Origin of the sequence: Nocardia sp. NPDC004168 (assembly GCF_040610355.1) — a bacterium.
Taxonomy (GTDB): domain Bacteria; phylum Actinomycetota; class Actinomycetes; order Mycobacteriales; family Mycobacteriaceae; genus Nocardia; species Nocardia sichangensis.
In genome coordinates this window covers 126,056-146,320 of sequence record NZ_JBEXME010000013.1, presented here as the reverse complement: position 1 = coordinate 146,320, position 20,265 = coordinate 126,056, and the positions used below count along the sequence as shown (strand labels likewise).

The 20,265-nt window shown below is 69.8% G+C and carries 20 protein-coding genes; 9 read left to right on the top strand and 11 right to left on the bottom strand.

The window, feature by feature from the left end; translation table 11 throughout:
• Positions 1–182: 182 nt before the first annotated feature.
• The 3 genes from ABZW96_RS23155 to ABZW96_RS23145 form a co-directional block, all read right to left on the bottom strand.
• Entirely contained in the window at positions 183–623 is a 441-nt protein-coding gene (locus ABZW96_RS23155; RefSeq protein ID WP_355077603.1) for a nuclear transport factor 2 family protein, read from the bottom strand.
• A gap of 27 nt (positions 624–650) precedes the next feature.
• Positions 651–1,433 (bottom strand): SAM-dependent methyltransferase, encoded by a 783-nt coding sequence (locus ABZW96_RS23150; protein WP_355077601.1) that lies wholly within the window; start codon positions 1,431–1,433, stop codon positions 651–653.
• 154 nt (positions 1,434–1,587) lie between these two features.
• The gene (locus tag ABZW96_RS23145; RefSeq protein WP_355077600.1) at positions 1,588–2,652 is read right to left on the bottom strand and encodes a hypothetical protein; all 1,065 of its coding nucleotides are present in this window, start codon (positions 2,650–2,652) and stop codon (positions 1,588–1,590) included.
• A 495-nt stretch (positions 2,653–3,147) separates the two neighbouring features.
• Here ABZW96_RS23145 and ABZW96_RS23140 point away from each other — a divergent pair, with 495 nt between their 5' ends.
• Both ABZW96_RS23140 and cobG read left to right on the top strand, forming a co-directional pair.
• Positions 3,148–4,032 carry an alpha/beta hydrolase gene (locus ABZW96_RS23140; RefSeq protein WP_355077598.1) on the top strand — a complete coding sequence of 295 codons (885 nt, stop codon included), beginning with the start codon at positions 3,148–3,150 and terminating at the stop codon, positions 4,030–4,032.
• A 44-nt stretch (positions 4,033–4,076) separates the two neighbouring features.
• Positions 4,077–5,282 (top strand): precorrin-3B synthase, encoded by a 1,206-nt coding sequence (gene cobG / locus ABZW96_RS23135; protein ID WP_355077596.1) that lies wholly within the window; start codon positions 4,077–4,079, stop codon positions 5,280–5,282.
• Positions 5,283–5,294: 12 nt separating this feature from the next.
• Here the strand turns inward: cobG and ddaH are convergent, their stop codons facing one another.
• Complete coding sequence (gene ddaH, locus ABZW96_RS23130) at positions 5,295–6,179, bottom strand: dimethylargininase (protein ID WP_355077594.1); 885 nt, start codon at positions 6,177–6,179, stop codon at positions 5,295–5,297.
• A gap of 98 nt (positions 6,180–6,277) precedes the next feature.
• Between ddaH and ABZW96_RS23125 the strand changes: the two genes are divergently transcribed.
• The 5 genes from ABZW96_RS23125 (at position 6,278) to ABZW96_RS23105 (ending at position 10,020) form a co-directional block, all read left to right on the top strand.
• Positions 6,278–6,715, top strand: a complete 438-nt coding sequence (locus ABZW96_RS23125) for an Lrp/AsnC family transcriptional regulator (protein ID WP_043726335.1) — start codon at positions 6,278–6,280, stop codon at positions 6,713–6,715.
• A gap of 100 nt (positions 6,716–6,815) precedes the next feature.
• On the top strand, positions 6,816–7,451 hold the full coding sequence (locus ABZW96_RS23120; protein WP_355077592.1) for a precorrin-8X methylmutase: 636 nt from the start codon (positions 6,816–6,818) through the stop codon (positions 7,449–7,451).
• Positions 7,448–9,001, top strand: a complete 1,554-nt coding sequence (gene cobJ, locus ABZW96_RS23115; protein ID WP_355077590.1) for a precorrin-3B C(17)-methyltransferase — start codon at positions 7,448–7,450, stop codon at positions 8,999–9,001. The genes ABZW96_RS23120 and cobJ overlap by 4 nt, the downstream gene beginning before the upstream one ends.
• 35 nt (positions 9,002–9,036) lie before the next feature.
• Complete coding sequence (locus ABZW96_RS23110) at positions 9,037–9,432, top strand: hypothetical protein (protein WP_355077588.1); 396 nt, start codon at positions 9,037–9,039, stop codon at positions 9,430–9,432.
• Positions 9,433–9,489: 57 nt separating this feature from the next.
• Positions 9,490–10,020 carry a PadR family transcriptional regulator gene (locus ABZW96_RS23105; protein WP_355077587.1) on the top strand — a complete coding sequence of 177 codons (531 nt, stop codon included), beginning with the start codon at positions 9,490–9,492 and terminating at the stop codon, positions 10,018–10,020.
• Between the two features lie 30 nt (positions 10,021–10,050).
• Here ABZW96_RS23105 and ABZW96_RS23100 read toward each other — a convergent pair whose 3' ends face one another.
• The 4 genes from ABZW96_RS23100 to ABZW96_RS23085 all read right to left on the bottom strand — a co-directional run bounded on the left by ABZW96_RS23100 (position 10,051) and on the right by ABZW96_RS23085 (position 13,511).
• Positions 10,051–10,800 carry a cobalt-precorrin-6A reductase gene (locus ABZW96_RS23100; protein ID WP_355077690.1) on the bottom strand — a complete coding sequence of 250 codons (750 nt, stop codon included), beginning with the start codon at positions 10,798–10,800 and terminating at the stop codon, positions 10,051–10,053.
• Entirely contained in the window at positions 10,797–11,414 is a 618-nt protein-coding gene (locus ABZW96_RS23095) for a hypothetical protein (RefSeq protein WP_355077585.1), read from the bottom strand. Before ABZW96_RS23095 ends, ABZW96_RS23100 begins: the two co-directional genes overlap by 4 nt.
• A 79-nt stretch (positions 11,415–11,493) precedes the next feature.
• Positions 11,494–12,759, bottom strand: a complete 1,266-nt coding sequence (gene cbiE, locus ABZW96_RS23090; RefSeq protein WP_355077584.1) for a precorrin-6y C5,15-methyltransferase (decarboxylating) subunit CbiE — start codon at positions 12,757–12,759, stop codon at positions 11,494–11,496.
• Positions 12,756–13,511 (bottom strand): SDR family NAD(P)-dependent oxidoreductase, encoded by a 756-nt coding sequence (locus tag ABZW96_RS23085; RefSeq protein WP_355077582.1) that lies wholly within the window; start codon positions 13,509–13,511, stop codon positions 12,756–12,758. Before ABZW96_RS23085 ends, cbiE begins: the two co-directional genes overlap by 4 nt.
• 101 nt (positions 13,512–13,612) lie before the next feature.
• On the opposite strand from ABZW96_RS23085, the gene ABZW96_RS23080 reads away from it, so the two are divergent.
• Positions 13,613–14,056 carry a PPOX class F420-dependent oxidoreductase gene (locus ABZW96_RS23080; RefSeq protein WP_355077580.1) on the top strand — a complete coding sequence of 148 codons (444 nt, stop codon included), beginning with the start codon at positions 13,613–13,615 and terminating at the stop codon, positions 14,054–14,056.
• Between the two features lie 41 nt (positions 14,057–14,097).
• On the opposite strand, the gene ABZW96_RS23075 is transcribed toward ABZW96_RS23080, so the two are convergent.
• Positions 14,098–15,225: a Xaa-Pro peptidase family protein gene (locus ABZW96_RS23075; protein ID WP_355077578.1), complete on the bottom strand. Its 1,128-nt coding sequence runs from the start codon at positions 15,223–15,225 to the stop codon at positions 14,098–14,100.
• Positions 15,226–15,309: 84 nt separating this feature from the next.
• Here ABZW96_RS23075 and ABZW96_RS23070 point away from each other — a divergent pair, with 84 nt between their 5' ends.
• Positions 15,310–16,275: a 5'-3' exonuclease gene (locus tag ABZW96_RS23070; protein WP_355077576.1), complete on the top strand. Its 966-nt coding sequence runs from the start codon at positions 15,310–15,312 to the stop codon at positions 16,273–16,275.
• A 436-nt stretch (positions 16,276–16,711) separates the two neighbouring features.
• On the opposite strand, the gene ABZW96_RS23065 is transcribed toward ABZW96_RS23070, so the two are convergent.
• Complete coding sequence (locus ABZW96_RS23065; protein WP_355077574.1) at positions 16,712–17,395, bottom strand: DUF4333 domain-containing protein; 684 nt, start codon at positions 17,393–17,395, stop codon at positions 16,712–16,714.
• Between the two features lie 164 nt (positions 17,396–17,559).
• Positions 17,560–20,262, bottom strand: a complete 2,703-nt coding sequence (locus ABZW96_RS23060; protein WP_355077572.1) for an RNA helicase — start codon at positions 20,260–20,262, stop codon at positions 17,560–17,562.
• Positions 20,263–20,265 lie beyond the last annotated feature (3 nt).

Below are 20,265 nucleotides of genomic sequence, written 5' to 3'. Positions count from 1 at the left end.
GGCATTGTCACCTTCGTCGCCGCGGCCCTGATCGGGGTGTGGGCGCCGGGGCGCTCACGCGCGACGGCGAAACCGGCGCCGACTCGACCGGAGACGCAACCGACGACGACACCGTGACGACCGCGCGCCGGTGACACCCGCACGACCGATCACACGACGGCCGTGCAGGATTCGCGTCGGGCCTAGACCAGGTCGGCGTTCCCGTCGATCACCTTGAGGTGGTAGTGGAACCGGTTGACCCGCCACCCCTGCGATGTGCGCTCGACGCCGAGGGAGTAGCTGCCGACGAAGGTACGGGTCTTGCCCTCGGTCGCGGCATTCTTGACGTGCACCGCGATGGCGTCCGCGTGCACGCGCGCCGCGTCGCCGTCCAGATCGATGAGATGGTTGCCCGACTGGTGGTGCACCCCGTCGAGGTCGGCGAGCCCGGTGCGCCAATCCGCGATGATGTCGGCGGTGGCACGCTCCCCGACCGGCCCGCCGAAACCGCCGTCGAAATCGACGGTCGGCGTGAACACCTCCGCCGACAAGTCTTCCCAGCGCTTCTGGTCGGTGTACACGAACATCTTGGTGATCACATCGACGATGGCGAGCCGGTCGGCGAGAGTGGAAATTTCGGACATACGCCGACCTTAGTCGGCGGGCCCGCCCTATGCCTTGCGGACCACCCCGCCGAGCAGCACCAGCCCGGTTTCCGGCAGGTCGTCGCCGAGCCACTGTTGCAGGGGAACCACACCGGGCTCGAGTATCTCGAACCCCTCGAAGAACGACTCGACCACGGCCGCAGACCGATAGACCACCTGGGCCGAGGATTTGGCGGTATCCGACGACGACTGGTCGATGAAGTCCGAATTGCTGTCGTCGGAGCCGTGCGTGAACGCCAGATAGCTTCCCGGAGCCATGATTTCCCGCAGCCGAGCGACGATCTCGGCCGGGCCTTCGTCGTCCATCACGAAATGCAGGACCCCGACGAGCGTGATCGCGACCGGCTCGTCGAAGTCGATCGAACCACCGCTGCGCAGCCGGTCGATGATGTCGTCCGGACGGCGAACGTCACCCAGCATCGCCGTCACCCCGTCCGCTTGCGCCAGCAGGGCATTGCAGTGCGCGTAGACGACCGGGTCGAAATCGACGTACACCACCCGCGCCGAAGGGTCGGTCTTGTGGGCGACCTCGTGCACGTTCGGTGACGTCGGGATACCCGCGCCCAGATCGATGAACTGCCGGATCCCCGCCTCGGCGGCCGACTGGACCGCACGCACCAGGAACTGGCGACTGAACCAGGCCAAGGTTCGGGTATCCGGGGCGATGGACAGCATGCGGTGCGCGACCGCCCGGTCCACCTCGTAATTGTCTTTGCCGCCCAGGAGATAGTCGTATACCCGTGCGGAATTCGGCAGGTTCGGATCGACGCCGCGCGGTGCTCGCTCCATGCCGGACACCGTACCTCCCGATCGCCCCGATCATGATCCTAACAAAACAGTCGCGGGCCGTCGCCTCGGTTCTCGGCCCTGAAAAGGCACTCGCGTATCGAATGACATTGCGGGGAACGTTGTTTCAGCCGCTGTCGAGCACGCGCGCACGGACTCACTCGCCGACCGCCGCTAACAACTCCGTTCGCGCCATCAGCTCATCCGCCACCGGGCGGGGACGGCGACCCAGACCACACGCGCAAGCGAGGCCGTCGATCGGACGGCCCAGCGCGTTCTCGATGATCCGCAATGTCTCCGTCTGCTGTGCCTCGGTAGGAACGTCGTGCACGAACCCCGCGTAGAAATTCGTACCGGCATCGAGGGCCAATTTCGCCAAAGGCGCATAGAAGTCCGCTTTCTCCGATGGAGGTACGTCGCCCGCCGCGAGCGGACCGTGCACGTATTCCAGGACGCGCCCCCGCGGCCAATGGCCGACGACGGAATTGGCCAGATCGACCAGCGGCCGGGCATCGCGCAACCGGCCTCGTGCCTTGTTGCGCAAACTGCCGAGGCACAGGTGCACCCCGAAACGGGTACCTTCGGGGGCGGCCGCGGCCAGGGCCGCGATCCCCTCCCCCAGCCCCAGCACCCGATCGGTCAGCCGGTGCAACGGCTGTGACTTCGCCATGAGCACCAGTTCCGCGGTGGCTTCCAGCTGCACGACGACGTCGTCACCGGCGAGCTCGCGAATGGCCGTGATGTCCCGCACGGTGGCGTCGAGGAAGGCGCGTCGATGCCGCCGCACGCCGGCGGCTCCCATCGCGATGAACGTCAGCGTGAAATCGGTCGGCATGCCGATCTGGAGTGCGAGACCGGACAGGTCGTGCTCGGCGCGCAGTGCGCGAAAGATCGGCAGCGCCTCCTCGGCCTCGCCGAGATAGCCGAGATCCATGGCTTCGCTGGGCAATTCGGCGCCCCGCGCCACGCGGTGGATCGTCCGCTGCCTGCTCGAGCCCCACGTCCCCTGCTTCTTCACCGCCAGGACCCCTTGGTCGACCAGGTCTTCGATGATCGGCTGGATGTAGAACTCGTAGCGCCGGGTCTCCCCCGTCGGCAGGGTACGCAGTCGCGTCCCCGCACTGTCCAGCATGGCCCGCATCGCGACGTCCGTGCTTTCGGCCGGAAAACTTCCGACGAAGTGCACCGTCCGCGTACCCGCCCCTTGTCCCGTCGCACCCACGTTTCCGCGCTCCTTGTCCATCGCGTCGTCCCGGACATCCGCTGTCCCGAAGCGATATCGGGCGCGGCCGAGTACACGCGTGCGGCATCAACTATGCGATAGCCACGGAACATTGTGCGCGGTATCGCCGTTCGCCGGGCAACCAGCGGCACGATCCGCCGGGACTGGCGGCATACGGCCATGGGCAGCACTCGCGATCGACGGCGTTCACGAATATCCGGAGCCCGTTGGCGTCCGAGGCAGCACGTGGGTCGCACACCGAAATCGCCTGCTGGAAAATGTTTTACGGACGCCACGCGTGACCGGATCCGGCGTCCGCGGGTATTGCGCGCGGCGAAGTTCACGCATAGCCTGCGTCGCGTGCGAACCTCGCTACGGTCGATCGCCGTGTCCGCGGCGGCCATACTTCTCTGCCTGACACCGAGCACTGCCCACGCCGAAGACACCGCGCCGGGTCGTTGCACAGCGGTCTCCATCCCCGTTCCGCTCGGAGAGATGGCCGGATCCTTGTGCACCCCCACGGCGCGCGCCACCGACACCGTCATGGTGCTGATCGCGGGTTCCAACTACAACGCCACGTACTGGGATTTCCCCTACGCTCCGGAGACCTACAGCTTCCGGCGGGCGATGAACGCCGCGGGCATCGCGACGCTGGTGGTCGACCGGCTCGGCAACGGTGCGAGCACCCGCCCACCGAGCACGCAGGTGACGGCGACGGTCTCCGCCCGCGCCCTGCACGACATCGTCCGGTCCCTGCGCGCCGGACTTGCGGGCGCGCCCCCGTTCGGCAAGGTCATCACCGGAGGTCATTCCCTCAGTTCGGGCATCGATGTCCTGGAGGCGACCACCTACCAGGACGTCGACGGCGTCTTGCTCACCGGTTACTCCCACGCGCTCAACGTGTCCGAGGTGCTCGGCGTCATCTCCACCTACCACCAGGCCGCCGAGGATCCGCAATTCGCTGGGCGCGGTTACGACGCGGGCTATCTGGCGACGCGGCCCGGTACCCGCGCGGCCGATTTCTTCGCTCCCGAGACTGCCGACCCCGAAGTTCTCGCGGTGGACGAGGCCACCAAGGAGGTCTTCTCGCCGACCGAGTATCCCGACGGCCTGACCTCCACCCTTCCCCCGATGAGCAACTTCATCGATGTCCCGGTTCTCGTCGTCAACGGCAGTCGGGACCGGCTCTCGTGCGGCCCCGCGTACGCCGTCTGCGCGGATGCCGAGACATTGCGCGCCACCGAAGCGCCGTTCTTCGGCCCGGCGGCGCGACTGCGCACCTTCGTGCTGCCCGGCAGCGGGCATTCGGTCAATCTGGCGCGCAACACCGCCGAATACCGGGCCGCCGTCGTCGACTGGGTGCGTTCGATCGGGCAGTGACCGGCCGTTCCGCCCGGCAGCCGCGTCCGTAGGCTGGAGTCGCTATGACACGACGTGCTCCTGATTCCTGCCCGGGCGTACTGCGGCTGCACGAGGCGGCCGACGGGCCGTTGGCCCGGATCCGCGTGCCCGGCGGTCGTCTGGAGCCCGCACAGCTACAGGCACTGGCGGAGGCCGCGCACGACCTGGCGGACGGCAACATCGAGCTCACCTCGCGCGGCAACGTCCAATTGCGCCGGGTGAGCGATGCCGCAGCGTTGACCGACCGGCTCGTGGCCGCGGGTCTCCTGCCGAGCACCACGCACGAACGGGTGCGCAACATCATCGCCTCGCCGCTGTCCGGCCGGATCGGCGGCCTGGCGGACGTGCGCCCGCTGGTTCGCGCGCTGGACACCGGCTTGCTCGCGGCGCCGCGGCTGGCCGACCTGCCCGGCCGGGTGCTGTTCACCCTCGACGACGGACGCGGCGATGTCAGCGGCCTCGGCCCCGACATCGGCGTGCACGCGGTCGGGGCAGACGAGTTCGCGCTGCTGCTGGCGGGCGGCGACAGCGGCCTGCGGCTGTCCGCAGCCGACGCTGTGGACGTCGTACTCGCCGCCGCGCAAGCATTCCTGGATCTGCGTGGCGCGGACCCCGGCCGGTGGCGGCTGCACGAGATCGAACACGGCGCCGAACGCGTCATCGATCGCCTCGGCTCGGCACCGAGCGCCGATGAACTCGAATTCCCCGCCACACCGGACATTCCGATCGGCTGGCTGGAGCAGGACGACGGGTCGGTCGCCCTCGGCATGGGCGTTCGCCTCGGCTCCCTGCCCGCCCGCACCGCCGAATTCCTCGCCGCGGTCGAACGACCGGTCTTCCTCACGCCGTGGCGCAGCCTGGTGGTCACCGACCTGCCGGAGTGGACCGCCGAGCAGGTGGTGCGCGTGCTCGCGCCGATGGGCTTGATCTTCGACGCCGACTCGCCCTGGCTGCTGGTCAGCGCCTGCGCCGGGCAGCCGGGCTGCGCGAAGTCGCACACCGACGTCCGAGCCGACGCGGCGGACGCCGTCGGCGCAGGCCGGGTGCTGCCGGGGCCCGCCGATCCGCTCGACCTCCCGCGGACGATGTCCGCCGCGGAGGTCGCGGTGGCCGGCCGCCAGCACTGGTCCGGCTGCGATCGTCGCTGCGGCCGTCCCCAGGGGGAGGTCACCGACATCGTCGCCACGAGCGAGGGTTATCGCGTCGACCGGCCGCCCCGCGTTCCCTGAGATTCCGGCAGGTCACCCGCCATGGATCTCGAGGGTGCAGCATTTGACGGAGCCACCAGCTTTGAGCAGCTCGGACATCTCGATCCCCACCGGATGGTAGCCACGGGCACGCAGGGCTTCACTCAGGTCGGTGGCCGCGCTGCTGAGGAAGACGTTCGCGCCGTCGCAGACCCCGTTCAGCCCGAGCACCGCCGCGTCCGCGTCGGTGGCCACGATCGCGTCGGGGTAGAGCTCCGCCAGCACCGCGCGCGCCGCCGGGCTGAAGGCGGGCGGGTAGTAGGCGATGGTGGCGGCGTCCAGCGGAAGCAGCACCGTGTCCAAGTGGTAGAAGCGCGGATCGACCAGTTCCAGCGACACCACGGGCAGACCGAAGTGGCGCGACACCTCCTCGTGCGCGGCAGGTGAGCTGCGGAATCCCGTTCCGGCCAGGAGCCGATCGCCGACCAGGAGGAAGTCGCCTTCGCCTTCGTTGCATTCCGCGGCGGCCACCAGGTTCGCCACGCCGGACCGGGCGAACCAGGCGTGGTAGGCCGGGCCTTCGGCGGCACGCTCGGGGTGCGTGAAGCGAGCCGACATGGCGCGGTCGCCGACGATCAACCCGCCGTTGGCGGCGAACACCATGTCGGGCAGGCCGGCGACACCGGGCACCACCTCCACGGTGTGCCCGTGTTCGGCGTAGGTGGCGCGCAACCTCTCCCACTGCGTGATGGCCAGCGAGCGGTCGACGGGCTCGGCGGGATTCATCCAGGGATTGATGGAGTAGGTGACGTCGAAGTGGTCGGGACGGCACATCACGAACCGGCGCGGCGACGAACGGCGGGCGGTGGACTCGAGGGGGAGGGTGGCTACAGACGTCAACGGAACTCCCGGCAGTGAGCGTGGACTTTCAGCTGTCATGACGGTAAGTCGCCTAGCATTGCGCTAGAAATGACGATTTATTGCGTATAGATGGCAAAAATCAGCGAATTGTTGTGCAAGGCGACAGAAGGTGTGACGTGGACGACCTCGATCGGCGGATTCTCGAGCAATTGCTGAAGAATGCGCGGGCTTCGTTCCAGGAGATCGGCGGCGTGGTCGGATTGTCCGCGCCCGCGGTGAAACGGCGAGTCGACCGGCTGGTGGCGGGCAAGCAGATCACCGGGTTCACCGCGCTGGTCAATCCCGCCGCGCTGGGTTGGAAGACGGAGGCGTACGTCGAGGTGTACTACCGCGACAACATCTCCCCGGCCGAACTCAAACGCAGTCTCGAACCGATCCCGCAGGTGGTCGGCGTGTGGACGATCGCGGGCGAGGCCGACGCGCTGGTGCACGTGATGGCCACCGACATGGCCGAGATCGAGGTGACCGTGGAACGGATCAGGGAGAACGCGCGCGTCGGGCGTACCCGCAGCGCCATCGTCATGTCCCGGATTCTCGAGCGTCCGCGGACCTGATCCGGCGGCCCCGCCCCTCGGTGTCCGGCCGCCGGGCCCGGGATGCGAAGCGCCCGACCCGGACCGATCTGTCCGGACCCGCACCCATATGGTGGACCGCATGTCCGACGTACGTGCCAGCTATCTGACCGACGGGGCCGAGATCTACCGTCGCTCGTTCGCGACGATCCGCGCCGAGGCCGATCTGAGCGGATTCCCGCCGGACGTGGCGCAGGTGGCGGTGCGGATGATCCATGGCTGCGGCCAGGTGGATCTCGCCGCGGACATCGCCTTCTCCCCCGGCGTCGTCGCCTCGGCGCGGGCGGCGCTGCGCGCGGGCGCGCCGATTCTCTGCGATGCCACCATGGTTGCCTCCGGCGTGACCAGGAAACGACTGCCCGCCGACAACGAGGTGCTGTGCACCCTCGCCGACCCGCGCGTGCCGGAGTTGGCCGCCGCCAGGGGCACGACTCGCTCCGCCGCCGCGCTCGAACTGTGGCGCGACCGTCTCGACGGCGCCGTCGTCGCGATCGGCAACGCGCCCACGGCGCTGTTCCACCTGCTCGACCTGCTCGACGCGGGAGCGCCCCGGCCCGCCGCCGTGCTCGGCATTCCGGTCGGCTTCGTCGGCGCGGCCGAATCGAAGGACGCGCTGATCGAGTTCGGCGGCGTCGAATACCTCACCGTGCGCGGCAGGCGCGGCGGCAGCGCTATCACCGCGTCCGCGCTGAACGCGATTGCGAGCGAACAGGAATGAGCACTCCGGGCAAGCTGTGGGGCGTCGGACTCGGTCCGGGCGATCCGGAACTGGTGACGGTCAAGGCGGCCAACGTGATCGGCGCGGCCGACGTGATCGCGTTCCACAGCGCGCGCCACGGCCGCAGCATCTCCCGCCGTATCGCGGCGCCGTACCTGCGCCCCGGCCAACTGGAAGAGCATCTCGTCTACCCGGTGACCACCGAGACGACCGACCATCCCGGCGGTTATCAGGGTGCGATCGACGAGTTCTACGAACAGGCCGCCGAGCGGCTGGCCGAGCACCTCGCCGCGGGCCGTTCGGTCGCGCTGCTCGCCGCGGGCGACCCGCTGTTCTACAGCTCCTATATGCACATGCACCGGCGGCTGGCCGACCGGTTCGAAGCCGAGATCATCCCCGGCATCACGTCCGTGAGCGCGGCGTCGGCGGCGCTGGGCACACCGCTGGTCGAGGGCGAGCAGGTGCTCACCGTGCTGCCGGGCACCATGCCGGTCGACGAGCTCACCCGGCGGCTGCGCAGCACCGACGCCGCCGCGATCATGAAACTGGGACGCACGTATCCCGGTGTGCGCCAGGCTCTTACGGATTCCGGCCGACTCGCGGGCGCGTACTACGTCGAGCGCGCGAGCACCACCGAACAGCGCGTGCTGCACGCGGGCGCGGTGGACGACGCCGAGGTGCCCTACTTCGCCATCACCCTCGTGCCGGGTCCCGAGCCGACCACGCCGCTGCCCCGCCTCGAAGAGGAGACCGTTCAGCGTAACCGCGATGCCGAGGGGGTCGGTGAGGTCGTGGTGGTGGGCCTGGGTCCCGGCGCGCCCGAGTGGACCACCGACGAGGTGCGCGCGGCATTGGCAGAGGCGACCGACCTGGTCGGCTACACCACCTATTTGAACCGGGTGCCCGAACACCCGGGCCAGCGTCGTCATCCCAGCGACAACCGGGTCGAGTCCGAGCGCGCGGCCATGGCCTTGGACCTGGCCAAGCGGGGCGCGCGGGTCGCGGTCGTCTCCTCGGGGGATCCCGGCGTCTTCGCGATGGCGGCGGCGGTGCTGGAGGAATCCGCCGACCCGCAGTGGCGCGCGGTGCCGGTGCGGGTGCTGCCCGGGCTCACCGCGGCCAACGCGGTGGCCAGCCGGGTGGGCGCGCCGCTCGGGCACGACTACGCGATGATCTCGCTCTCCGATCGGCTCAAGCCGTGGGAGGTAGTGGCGCAGCGCCTTTCGGCGGTCGCTGCGGCCGACATGGCGATCGCGATCTACAATCCGGCATCCTCGCAACGCACCTGGCAGGTGGGCGCGATGCGGGATCTGCTGCTGGAGCATCGCAAGCCCGACACGCCCGTCGTCATCGGGCGCGACGTCGGCGGGCCCACCGAGTCGGTCCGGGTGGTGCCGCTGGGCGACCTCGACCCCGCGGAGGTGGACATGCGGACGCTGCTGATCGTCGGCGCGTCCACCACCACGGCGCTGGAAACCGGTACGGGCACCCGGGTCTTCACCTCCCGCCGCTACGGCCGCACGCGCGACGCGGCCGCCGGCGACGCGTAGTATCGCCTGACGCCCCGAAGCAGATCGGAGGGACCTTGGCCGCGACACTGTCGGAGCTGACGCTGCGCGCCCGAGCCTTGGAGGCCAGGGCCACCGCGAGCGAACAGGCACTCGACGAACAGGGCGAGGTCCTCAACGAACTCGCGGTGCTGACCAGGAAGACGCTCGACGGCATCGGCCGGATCGACCTGCGCGCGGAAACCCTCGGCGAAGCCGTCGGCGAGCTGCGCCAGGACGTCGGAGACCTGCGCGAGAATGTGGGCGAACTCAACCGCAGGGTGACCGTGCTCGAACAAGGACAGGTCCGTCTGGAACAGGGCCAAGCCGCGCTCGCTCGCGGCCAGGCGCAGCTCGAACAAGGACAGGCACGGCTGGAGCAGGGAATGGCGCAGGTGCTCGCCCGGCTCGACAAGCTGACCGGCGACGCCTGACCCACCACGTTCCGGTAACATTCCATTATGGAATGTTGAGAGCGAAGGGAGCAGTCGTTGACCAACACCGCGACCAAGCGCAAACCACTGAACTCGACGGCGGCGTCGTTGCTCGGATTTCTGCACGAAGGCGCGATGTCGGGATGGGATCTGGTGACCGAGGCCCAGGAGCGCATCGGCGACTTCTGGACCATCACCCAGAGCCAGGTCTACCGGGAACTCGCCACCATGGACGCGGCGGGACTCGTCGAGAAGGGCGAGACCGGCGCCAGGGAGCGCACCCCCTACCACATCACCGACGCGGGCCGGGAAGCGTTCCTGGAATGGGTCGTCCGCGATCCCGGCGGGGAAACCATCCGGGTGCCGTTGCTGCTCACGCTCTCCTTCGGCGAGCATCTCGATCGCGATCGGCTCGACGGCATCATCGCCGCCAACCGGGAGATCCATCAGGCTCGGCTCACCCGGTATCTCGCCGAAGACCCGGAGGGTAAGACCGCATTCGCCCGCGCCACGTTGGATTTCGGGATTCGCTACGAGCGCACGGTGCTGGACTGGTTCGATCATCTGCCGGAAATTCTCGGCGGCTGATCTCTCCGGCTCGTCGCGAGCCGGAACGTCTCAGCCGCGCCGGGCTCGCCGGATGCGCAGCCAATCCAGCGCTTGCGCAGAGGATTCCACGATCCGCGCGCCCTCGGGCAGCGGCGGGCGGTCCACCACGACCACCGGGATGCCCGCGGCGCGGGCGGCGGCGAGCTTGGCCTCCGTCTGCTCCCCGCCGCTGTCCTTCGTGACGAGCGCGTCGATCCGATACTCCGCGAGCAGCCGCGCTTCGTCCTGCACCGCGAACGGCCCACGGGCGAGGAGCAATTCGTGCCGCGGCGGCAGCGCGCCCTCCGGCGGGTCGATGGCACGAATCAGAAACCAGGGCCGGTCGAGTCCCGCGAACGCGTCGACGCCTTGTCTGCCGATGGTCAGGAACACGCGCTCGCCGAACGTGCCGACTGCCGTCGCGGCCGCGGGGAGATCAGGTACACGCATCCAGCGGTCCCCTGCCTGCTCGACCCACCTGGGCCGGCGCAGGTGCAACAGCGGCACACCCGAAGCTCGCGCGGCGACTGCCGCGTTGGCGCTGATGGCCGCCGCGAACGGATGGGTGGCGTCGACCATCGCGGCCACGTCGTTGGCCGCGAGCCAGGCGCGCAGTCCTTCGGCGCCCCCGAAGCCGCCGACGCGGACCTCGCCCTCGGGCAGCAAGGGTGCGCGCACACGACCGGCGAGCGAGGACACGATCTCGAATCCTCGCTCGCCGGAAGCGATGTGGGCCAGCTCCCGCGCTTCCCGGGTGCCGCCCAGAATCAGAACTCTCAGGGCTGGCCGCTGAAGTAGGCGATACCCGCGTTCAGCAGCGACGGCCCGCCCGCGACGGCCAGACCGATCAGCGCGCCGAGCACCGCGCCCGGCAGGATGCCGACACCGAAGAACACGATGCCGATGGCGGCGCCGATCAGGCCACCGACCAGAGCGCCGAGCGAGGCGCGCTGCAGTTCGGCGAAGAACCACTCCTGCGCGCCGATGAACTCGGCGGCGACCGGCGCGTTCGCGGTCGGCGCGACCTGCGGCGTCAGCGTGAGCTGCCTGCCCTCGTCGGCGACGGCCGCGGCGATCCGGACCTCCTGCCCCTTGGCCGTCGCGGTGAGCGGAATGCTGGTGACGGTCTCGCCCGCGGAGTTCTTCAGTGTGACCGCCCGGTTGTCGGTGTCGACGCTGAACGCGCCACCGGTCACGCTGGTGACCACCGACTTGCCCGCGTCGGTGAGTTGCAGCGCGTAACCGACGCCCTGATCGCTGCCGGTGACGGTGGGCGCCGCAGCGGCCTGGTCCTGCACCGCGGGCGGCACCGGGGCGGCGTAGGAAGTACCGGCGGCCACTCCGGTAGCGGCGACAGCCAGCAATGCGGTAGCGGCGAACTTCTTGTATCTCATCTATCTCCCCAACAGGAATCGGATTTCCGATCAATGATCGGAACTCGGCCCCGACCCTACCGCGTGACCGGTAACGTGTTCACGCCTCCGCGGGGAAGGATCGCGCGGTTTTCACCACCGACCACTGTGTGACCGGAAGCTGCGGACGCCAGGTGGTGAAGGAGCCCAGTGGTTCCCCGCGATAGATCTGGAACTTCCGCAATATGCCGCCCTGGGCGTTCGACCAGTTGAGTAGCAACGATTCCGATTCCGCCGTGACCGCGTTCGCGACGAGCCTGCCGCCCTGACGCAACTGCGCCCAGCATGTCTCGAGCACGCCATCCTGAGTCAGGCCCCCACCGACGAAAATCGCGTCGGGCGCGGCGATTCCGGTATCGGCGGCGAGTTCGCCACGCACTTCGCCGCGCACCTGGATGTGCGGCACGCCCAGAACCGTGGCATTGTCGGCGATCTGGCGTCGCCTGCGCTCGAGCCGCTCGAACGCGACGGCCCGGTTCCCCGCGTGCGCCCGGCACCATTCGATGGCGATGCTGCCCGAACCGCCGCCCACATCCCACAGCAATTCCCCGGGCGCGGGCGCCAGGGCCGCCAGCGTCAGCGCGCGGACCTCGTGCTTGGTGAGCTGGCCGTCGCCGCCGAACAATTCGTCCGGCAGTCCGGGCAGGCGAGTGGCGCGCGGCCGGTCCGGGTCCGCCGAGCAGGTGATCGCCACGACGTTCAGCGGGTCGCCCGGCGGGTGTTCCCACTGCTGCGCGATTCCGGCGCGGCGCCGTTCGGCGGAACCGCCCAGTTGCTCGAGTACCGTCAGCTCCGAACCGCCGAAACCGTGGCCCCCGAGCAGTCGCGCCAGATCCCGCGGTGTGTGCTCGTCGGCGCTGAGCACCAGCAGCCGCCTGCCGTCGGCCAGCTCGGGCAGCACCGTCGCCAACGGACGCCCGACCACGCTGACCACCGGTGTTTCGGCCAGCGGCCAGCCAAGGCGGGCGCAGGCCAGGGAGGCGGAAGACGGTTGCGGCAGCACCCGCAGCGCCTGCGCGCCCAGCAATCGAGCCAAGGTGACGCCGATTCCGTAGAACATCGGATCGCCGCTGGCCAGGACGCACAACCGCGCCCCGCCATGCCGTTCGAGCAGGCCGGGCAGCGCGGGCAGTAGAGGCGACGGCCACGTCACCCGGTGCGCCGCCACGGTGGGCGGCACGAGCGCGAGCTGGCGCACGGAACCGAACAAGACCTCGGCGTCACCGACGGCCTCCCGCGCGGCGCGACCGAGGCCGTCCCAGCCGTCGGCGCCGATGCCGACGACCGTGACCGGTTTTCCTGTCCACGACCCGGGCGCGGCGCTCATCGGGGCATCCGGCGCCAGACCGGTTGTGGCAGCAGTCGCATCGCGAAGAACACCGGCCGCAGGATTCCGGGCACCCAGACTCGGCTCGCGCCCCGGCGCAGACCCTTGACCACCGCGTCGGCAACCTGATCCGGCGTGCTGGAGAACGGCGCCGGGGACATCCCCTCGGTCATCCGCCCGATCACGAACCCGGGACGGACCAGCAGCAACCGCACGCCAGTGCCGTGCAGGGCGTCCGCGAGACCGGAGGCGAATCCGTCGAGTCCCGCTTTGGCCGAACCGTAGACGTAGTTCGCGCGCCGGACCCGCACACCGGCGACCGAGCTGAACACGACGATCTGTCCCGCCCCTCGCGCGCGCAAAAGATTCGCCACCGTGGTGAGAACGCCGGCCTGGGCGACGAAGTCGGTATGCAGGATCGCCGCCGCGTGGGCGGGATCCCGCTCGGCGCGCTGCTGATCGCCGAGCACACCGAAGGCGAGCACCGCGATCGCGATCGGCCCGTGCTCGGCGGCGATTTTTTCCAGCAACGCCGGATGACCCGCCATGTCGTCGGCGTCGAATTCGACGGTGTGCACTTCACTCGCGCCCGCCGCGGTGATCTCCGCGCGCTGCTCGTCCAATTCGCCGCTGCGCCGGGCCGCCAGAACCACCGCTCGTCCCGGCGCCAGCCGTCGCGCCACCTCGAGTCCGATCTCGCTCCGCCCGCCCAGCAGCAGCACGGTCCCGTCGGACAAACCACGCGTTCCCATGCGCCTCAGTCTGTCATTGGCCCGGGCGGGGCTCGTCATCGCGCACCGGCGCGGTTCGGGCTGGTGCGGCGGGGGCGGGCGCCGACGGCTACGGTCGGAGGATGCCGACGAGTACTGCTGAGCTCTCGCCCGCCGCCCTCGAGTTCGTCGCCGAACGGCACCTCGCCACGCTGACGACCTTGCGTGCGGACGGAACGCCCCATGTGGTGGCGGTGGGATTCACCTGGGACCAAGAGGCCGGGATCGCGCGCGTGATCACCAACGACGGGTCGGTGAAGGTACGCAACGTGCGCCGCTCCGGCTACGCGGCGGTCAGCCAGGTCGACGGCATCCGGTGGCTCACGCTGGAGGGCCCGGCCACCGTGCTCGAGGCACCCGACGAGGTGGCCGAGGCGGTCGAGCGGTACGCGGGTCGTTATCGCGTGCCCCGGGAGAACCCGACCCGCGTGGTGATCGCCATCCAGGTCCGGCGCGTCCTGTCCAGCAGCACGCTGGTCGCACCGGCCGGGGACGGCGCGGCGGGCGGTAACGGCGCGGGCGCTTAGCGCCTCCGCCGGACGCCTGTCGCGCCGCCGTCAGCCGTCGATCACAGCACCGTCAGGCCGTGCGGCCGCTTGTTCAGGGATTCACCGCCTTCGTCGGTGACGATCACGATGTCCTCGATGCGCGCGCCCCACTCGCCGCGGAAGTAGATGCCGGGCTCCACGCTGAATGCCATGCCGGGCTGCAGGACGAGGTCGTTGCCCGCGACGATGTAGGGCTCCTCGTGCACCGACAGGCCGATGCCGTGTCCGGTGCGGTGCACGAATGCGGGCCCGAAACCGGCTTCGGTCAAGGGGTTTCGCGCCGCGTCGTCGACCGCGGCCGCGGTGATGCCCGGGCGGACGGCCGCGACCGCCGCGGCCTGCGCGCGTTCCAGCTCGGCGAAGCGGGCGGCGATTTCCGGATCGGGCTCGCCCAGGACATAGGTCCGGGTGGAATCGGAGTAATAGCCGGGTTCGACCGGGCCGCCGATGTCGACGACCACCACATCGCCTGCCTCGATCCGGCGCTCGGAGACGCCGTGATGCGGGTCCGCCCCGTGTGGACCGCTGCCGACGATGACGAACGCCGCCTCGGTGTGCCCCTCGGCCACGATCGCGGCCTCGATATCGCGGCCGACCTCCGCCTCGGTACGCCCCACCTGCAAGAACTCGCCCATCCGCGCGTGCACCCGGTCGATCGCCGCACCCGCCCGGCGCAGCGCGTCCACCTCGGCCGGGTCCTTGATCATGCGCAGTTCGCGCAGGACGGGAGTGGCGGACACCGGCAGGCCGGTGAACGACTCGGCCAGCGGCAGCAGATGCAGTGCGGGCATGACATCGGCCACGGCCACCCGGGAACCCACGTGCAGCGCTGACTTCACCAGCGCGTACGGGTTGGTTCCGTCGACCCAGTCCAGCACTTGCAGGCCCAGTTCGCCCGCCGCGGAGCCCTCCAGCGACGCCAGCTCCAATTTCGGGATCACGACCGACGGCGTCGCACCGTCGGCGGGGATCACCAGGCAGGTCAGCCGCTCGAACGACTCGGCCGCCGAGCCGATCAGGTAGCGCAGGTCGGGGCCGGGAGTGATCAGCAGGGCATCGAGGTGGGCGGCCCGCATCAGCTCCACCGCCCGCTCCAGCCGTGCACCGTAGACGTCCGCCGCGAACCTCGAATCCGTATGCGAGCTCATTCGTCCGACGTTACCCGCCGGGCGGGCCCGGCGAACGCCGAACTTCGCCAGGGTGGTGTCGGTGCGACCGAGTAGCCTCAGCCCGTGACCTCTGCTTCCGGTGGGCCCCTGCTGCTGTTGGACGGAGCCAGTCTGTGGTTCCGCGCCTTCCACGCCATCCCCGACAAGATCACCGCACCCGACGGCCGGTCGGTGAACGCGCTGCGTGGTTTCACCGACATGGTGGCGTCGCTGATCACCCGGTTCGCCCCGAGCCGACTGGTGGTGTGCCTGGATCTGGACTGGCGCCCGGCGTATCGAGTCGAGCTGGTCCCGTCCTACAAGGCACACCGGCTGGACACGTCGCCCGATGCCGCACCCGGCGCCGAGACCGTTCCCGACAGGCTCACCCCGCAGGTCGAGATGATCCTCGAGGTGCTCGACGCCGCAGGGATCGCGACCGGAGGGGCGGAGGGCTTGGAAGCCGACGACGTGCTGGGCACCCTGGCGACTCGTGAGCGCACCGACGAGGTGGTCGTGGTCAGCGGCGATCGTGACTTGCTGCAGCTCGTCCGGGACGAGCCCGCGCCACCGGTACGGGTGTTCTACGCCGGACGGGGGCTGGCCAAGGCGGAATTGTTCGGCCCGGCCGAGGTGTCGGCGAAGTACGGTGTGCCGCAGCGGAACGCAGGCCCGGCCTATGCCGACATGGCGACGCTGCGCGGCGACGCCTCGGACGGATTGCCCGGCGTGGCGGGCATCGGCGAGAAGTCCGCCGCCGCCTTGATCTCCCGTTTCGGCTCCCTGGACGCCCTCGTCGCGGCCGTCGAGGACCCCGTCGCCGACCTGTCGCAAGGCGTGCGTGCCCGGCTGCGCGCCGCCGAGGACTACTTGAAGGCCGCCGCACCGGTCGTGCGGGTGGTCTGCGACGCCGAGGTAGCCCTGTCCCGCGACGACGTCCTCCCCACCGAACCGGCCGACCCGGCCCGCCTACACGCCCTCGCCACCGCCTACAACGCGGAAAGCCCGGTCACCCGCCTGATCACGGCACTCGCCACCCGCACCGCCTGACCCGGAGGCCGAAGCTGGTCGCACCCGTCGCGAAGAGCCATCCGATGCGCAACCGAGCACTCGACGTTCGGACTCGCGGCTCGTGGCTGCCGAACGAGAGCGGCATCCGCTCTGACACCCGCCCCGACCAGCATCGGTGTCCGCTACCGAAGCCATCGGCGGCAGTTGCACGCGACCACTCCTGCTCACCCCCGTCTGCACTACCGCGCCGAAACCACTCTGAGGTCCGCCACCAATCGGCGGTATGGCTTCCCTCCGCTGGCGAAAGCTAACGCCGAGGTCCGCGCGCGGCCTGACACTCCCAGCTCACCTCTGCCACAGGTTCCGAGCGAAGCGAGCCCGGAGCATCCGCCGTCCGCGGCCCGGCTCGCGCAAAAACGAGCCATCAGAGGGCCGCGAACACCCAGCGCCGCGGGCGCTGGAGAAACGAATTAGCTCAGCTGGGGCGACCGACCTCGTAGGTGCCGTCGTCCTTGGTGATCTTGATGCTCACCTTCTTGGCCTCGCCGCTGACCTTCACGCTGCATTCGAAGGTGGCGTCGACCTTGACTTCCTGGCCGGAGGGGCAGGAGACGTCGCTGATGTCCTGGATGCCGTAGGAATCCGACAACACCTTCTTCACGCCGTCCTGCACGGCGGCCTGGTCCAACTGGTCCTTGGCGGTCAACACGAGCACGAGCGCGACGATGGCGCCGACCACGGCGACACCGAGTACCGACAGCCCGATGATCAGGCCTTTGTTCTTGCCGCCCTGCTGCGGAGGCTGCTGTCCGGGAGCGCCCCACTGCTGCTGCGGCTGCCCCCACTGCGGCTGCTGCCCCTGCTGGCCCCAGTCCTGCTGCTGCGGTTGGCCCCACTGCGGCTGCTGGCCCTGAGCGGGCTGCTGGCCCCACTGCGGTTGCTGCGGCTGCTGGCCCCACTGCTGCTGGGGCTGTCCCCATTGCTGCTGAGGTTGCTGCTCACCCCAGTGCTGGGTCGGCTGCGCCGAGGCCGGGGTCTGCGGCTGACCGCTCCACTGCTGCGTGGGACCGGACCCGCCCGGCGCCTGCTGTCCACCCCACTGCTGGGTGGGATCGTTGCGTCCCTCCCCGGGGTCGTTCGGTCCGTAAGGGCCGCTCATTTGCTTGCCTCCACTCGCATCGTTGTACACACGGTAGCCCCCCGCGTGGGCCTCGTCGCATGACACGACTACTCCGCCACGGTCGGTACGCGAAAGAAATCAAATCACAATCGAATCCGCCGTGTTGATATTGCCGCCCGCCGCGTGCCCGGCGCTCACGCCGCTCAGGCGGCGTCCACCGCCACGACGCCGCGCCGGATCGCCCGCACCGCCTTGGCCGCGGTGGCGGCGACCTCGAGATCGTCGGCGGTGCCGTGGATCTGATCGAGCAGATCGATCACCTGCCTGCACCAACGCACGAAGTCACCGGCCGACAGCGGCGAGCCTTGGTCGCCGCTGGCGAGCAACGACTCGGCCAACCCGTCGCCGCGTGCCCATTTGTAAATGCCGTCGACGAAACCGAGATCGGGTTCCCTGGTCGGCGGCAGCTTGTGTCGCGCCTCGTCGGAGCGCAGCTCGGACCAGACGCCGATGGTCGCGCCTACCGCGCGCCGGATCGGAGCCGTCGGTCCGGTCGCGCCGAGATAGCCGCCCTCCTGGCGGGATTCGTACACCAGGATCGAGACCACACCGGCCAGTTCGGCCGGGCCGAGACCGCGCCACAACCCCTTCCTGAGGCATTCGGCTACCAGCAGATCGCTCTCCGCGTAGATGCGCGCCAACCGGCGTCCGTCCGCGGTCACCTCGCTCTCGTGCACGAATCCACGTTCCTCCAGCAGACCTAGGATCCGATCGAACGTGCGCGCCAGCGAATTGGTGGTCGCGGCAACCTTCTGGCGCATCGCCTCCGTTTCGCGCTGCAACCGGTTGTAGCGCTCGCCGATCCGGGCCAGCTGCTCGCGATCGGGCCTGGAGTGCGCCGGATGGGCACGCAGACTCCGGCGCAAGGTGGCCAGTTCCCGGTCGTCGGCCGCGGCGGACTGCCTGCCGCGACGTGGCCTGCCCGGCACCGAGATTCCCGTGCTGCGCAGCGCGGAGGCCAGGTCGCGGCGGATGCGCGCGGTGCGGTGATCCACCCGGCGCGGCAGCCGCATGTGCCCGAGCGCCTCGGCGGGCACCGGGAAGTCGGCGACCGAAACCCGTCCGGCCCACTTGTCCTCGGTGAGCACCAGCGGCCGCGGATCGCCCGGCGTCGCGTCCGGCTCCAGGATCACCGCGAGCCCGGCGCGGCGGCCGGACGGAATCGCCACCACGTCACCGCGCCGCAGCGCGCCGAGCGCGTCTACGGCGGCGCCGCGCCGGTCGGCACGGCTCTGCTGGGCCAACTGCCGCTCCCGCTGCTTGATCCGCTCACGCAGCGACAGGTACTCGAGGAACCCGCCTTCGGCACCGCCGAGCTGGTCGCGCAACTTGCGCAGCGCTCCCTCGTTGCGCTCGATGCCGCGCACCAGCCCGACCACCGACCGATCCGCCTGGAACTGGGCGAACGATCGCTCCAGCAGGGCGCGCGACTCGTCGGCACCCATCCGATCGATGAGGTTGATCGACATGTTGTAGCCCGGCCGGAACGAGCTGCGCAGCGGATAGGTGCGCGTCGAGGCCAGGCCGGCGACCGCGCTGGTGTCCACCTCTGGCTGCCACAACACCACCGCGTGACCTTCGACGTCGATGCCGCGCCGCCCCGCACGCCCGGTCAGCTGGGTGTACTCCCCCGGCGTGAGCTCCGCGTGCGACTCGCCGTTGAACTTGACCAGCCGTTCCAGCACCACCGTGCGGGCGGGCATGTTGATGCCGAGCGCCAGCGTCTCGGTGGCGAAGACGGCACGCACCAGCCCGTTGACGAACAGCTCTTCGACGGTGTGCCGGAACGCGGGCAGCATCCCGGCGTGATGCGCGGCGAGGCCGCGGTGCAGCGCCTCACGCCACTCCCAGTAGCCGAGCACCTCCAGATCGGCCTTGGGCAGATCGCCGGTGTGCTTGTCGATGATCGCGTCGACCTCGTCGCGCTCCTCCGGACGGCTCAGATCCAGCCGCGAGCGCAGGCACTGGGCGAGCGCGCCGTCGCATCCCGCCCGGCTGAAGATGAACGTGATCGCGGGCAGCAAGCCCTCTTCGTCCAGCTTGGCGAGCACCTCCGGCCGCGGCAGCGGGCGGAAATCCCGGCGCGGGCCACCGCGGCCGTTGCGCGGGGCGCCCCAGCTGTTCATCCGGTCGGCCGCCTCACGGTGGCGGATGAACCGCACCAGGTCTTCGTCGACGAGCACCTTCTGCTCGGTGGATTTGGTGTCGAACAGGTCGAACATCCGCCGTCCCACCATGACGTGCTGCCACAGCGGAACCGGCCTGGTCTCGTCGACCACCACCGCGGTGTCGCCGCGCACGGTCTCCATCCAGGCGCCGAACTCCTCGGCGTTGCTCACCGTGGCCGAAAGGCTGACCAGCCGCACGTCCGGGGACAGGTGCAGGATGACCTCCTCCCACACCGCGCCGCGGAACCGGTCGGCGAGGTAGTGCACCTCGTCCATCACGACATAGGAAAGCCCGCGCAGCGCGTCCGAGGAGGCGTAGAGCATGTTGCGCAGCACCTCGGTGGTCATGACGACCACCGGCGCGTCGGGATTGATCGATTGGTCGCCGGTCAGCAGTCCGACCTGGTCGCGGCCGTGACGCTCGGTGAGGTCGGCGAACTTCTGGTTCGACAGCGCCTTGATGGGCGTGGTGTAGAAGCACTTCCCGCCCGCCGCCAGCGCCAGGTGAACGGCGAACTCACCGACGACCGTCTTTCCCGCGCCGGTGGGGGCACAGACGAGTACGCTGTGGCCTTCTTCGAGCGCCGCACAGGCTTCGCGCTGAAACGGATCCAGCCGGAACTTCAGCTCGGCGGAAAATGCGGTCAACTCGCCCGTCTGCGACCGGTCAACTGTCACTCG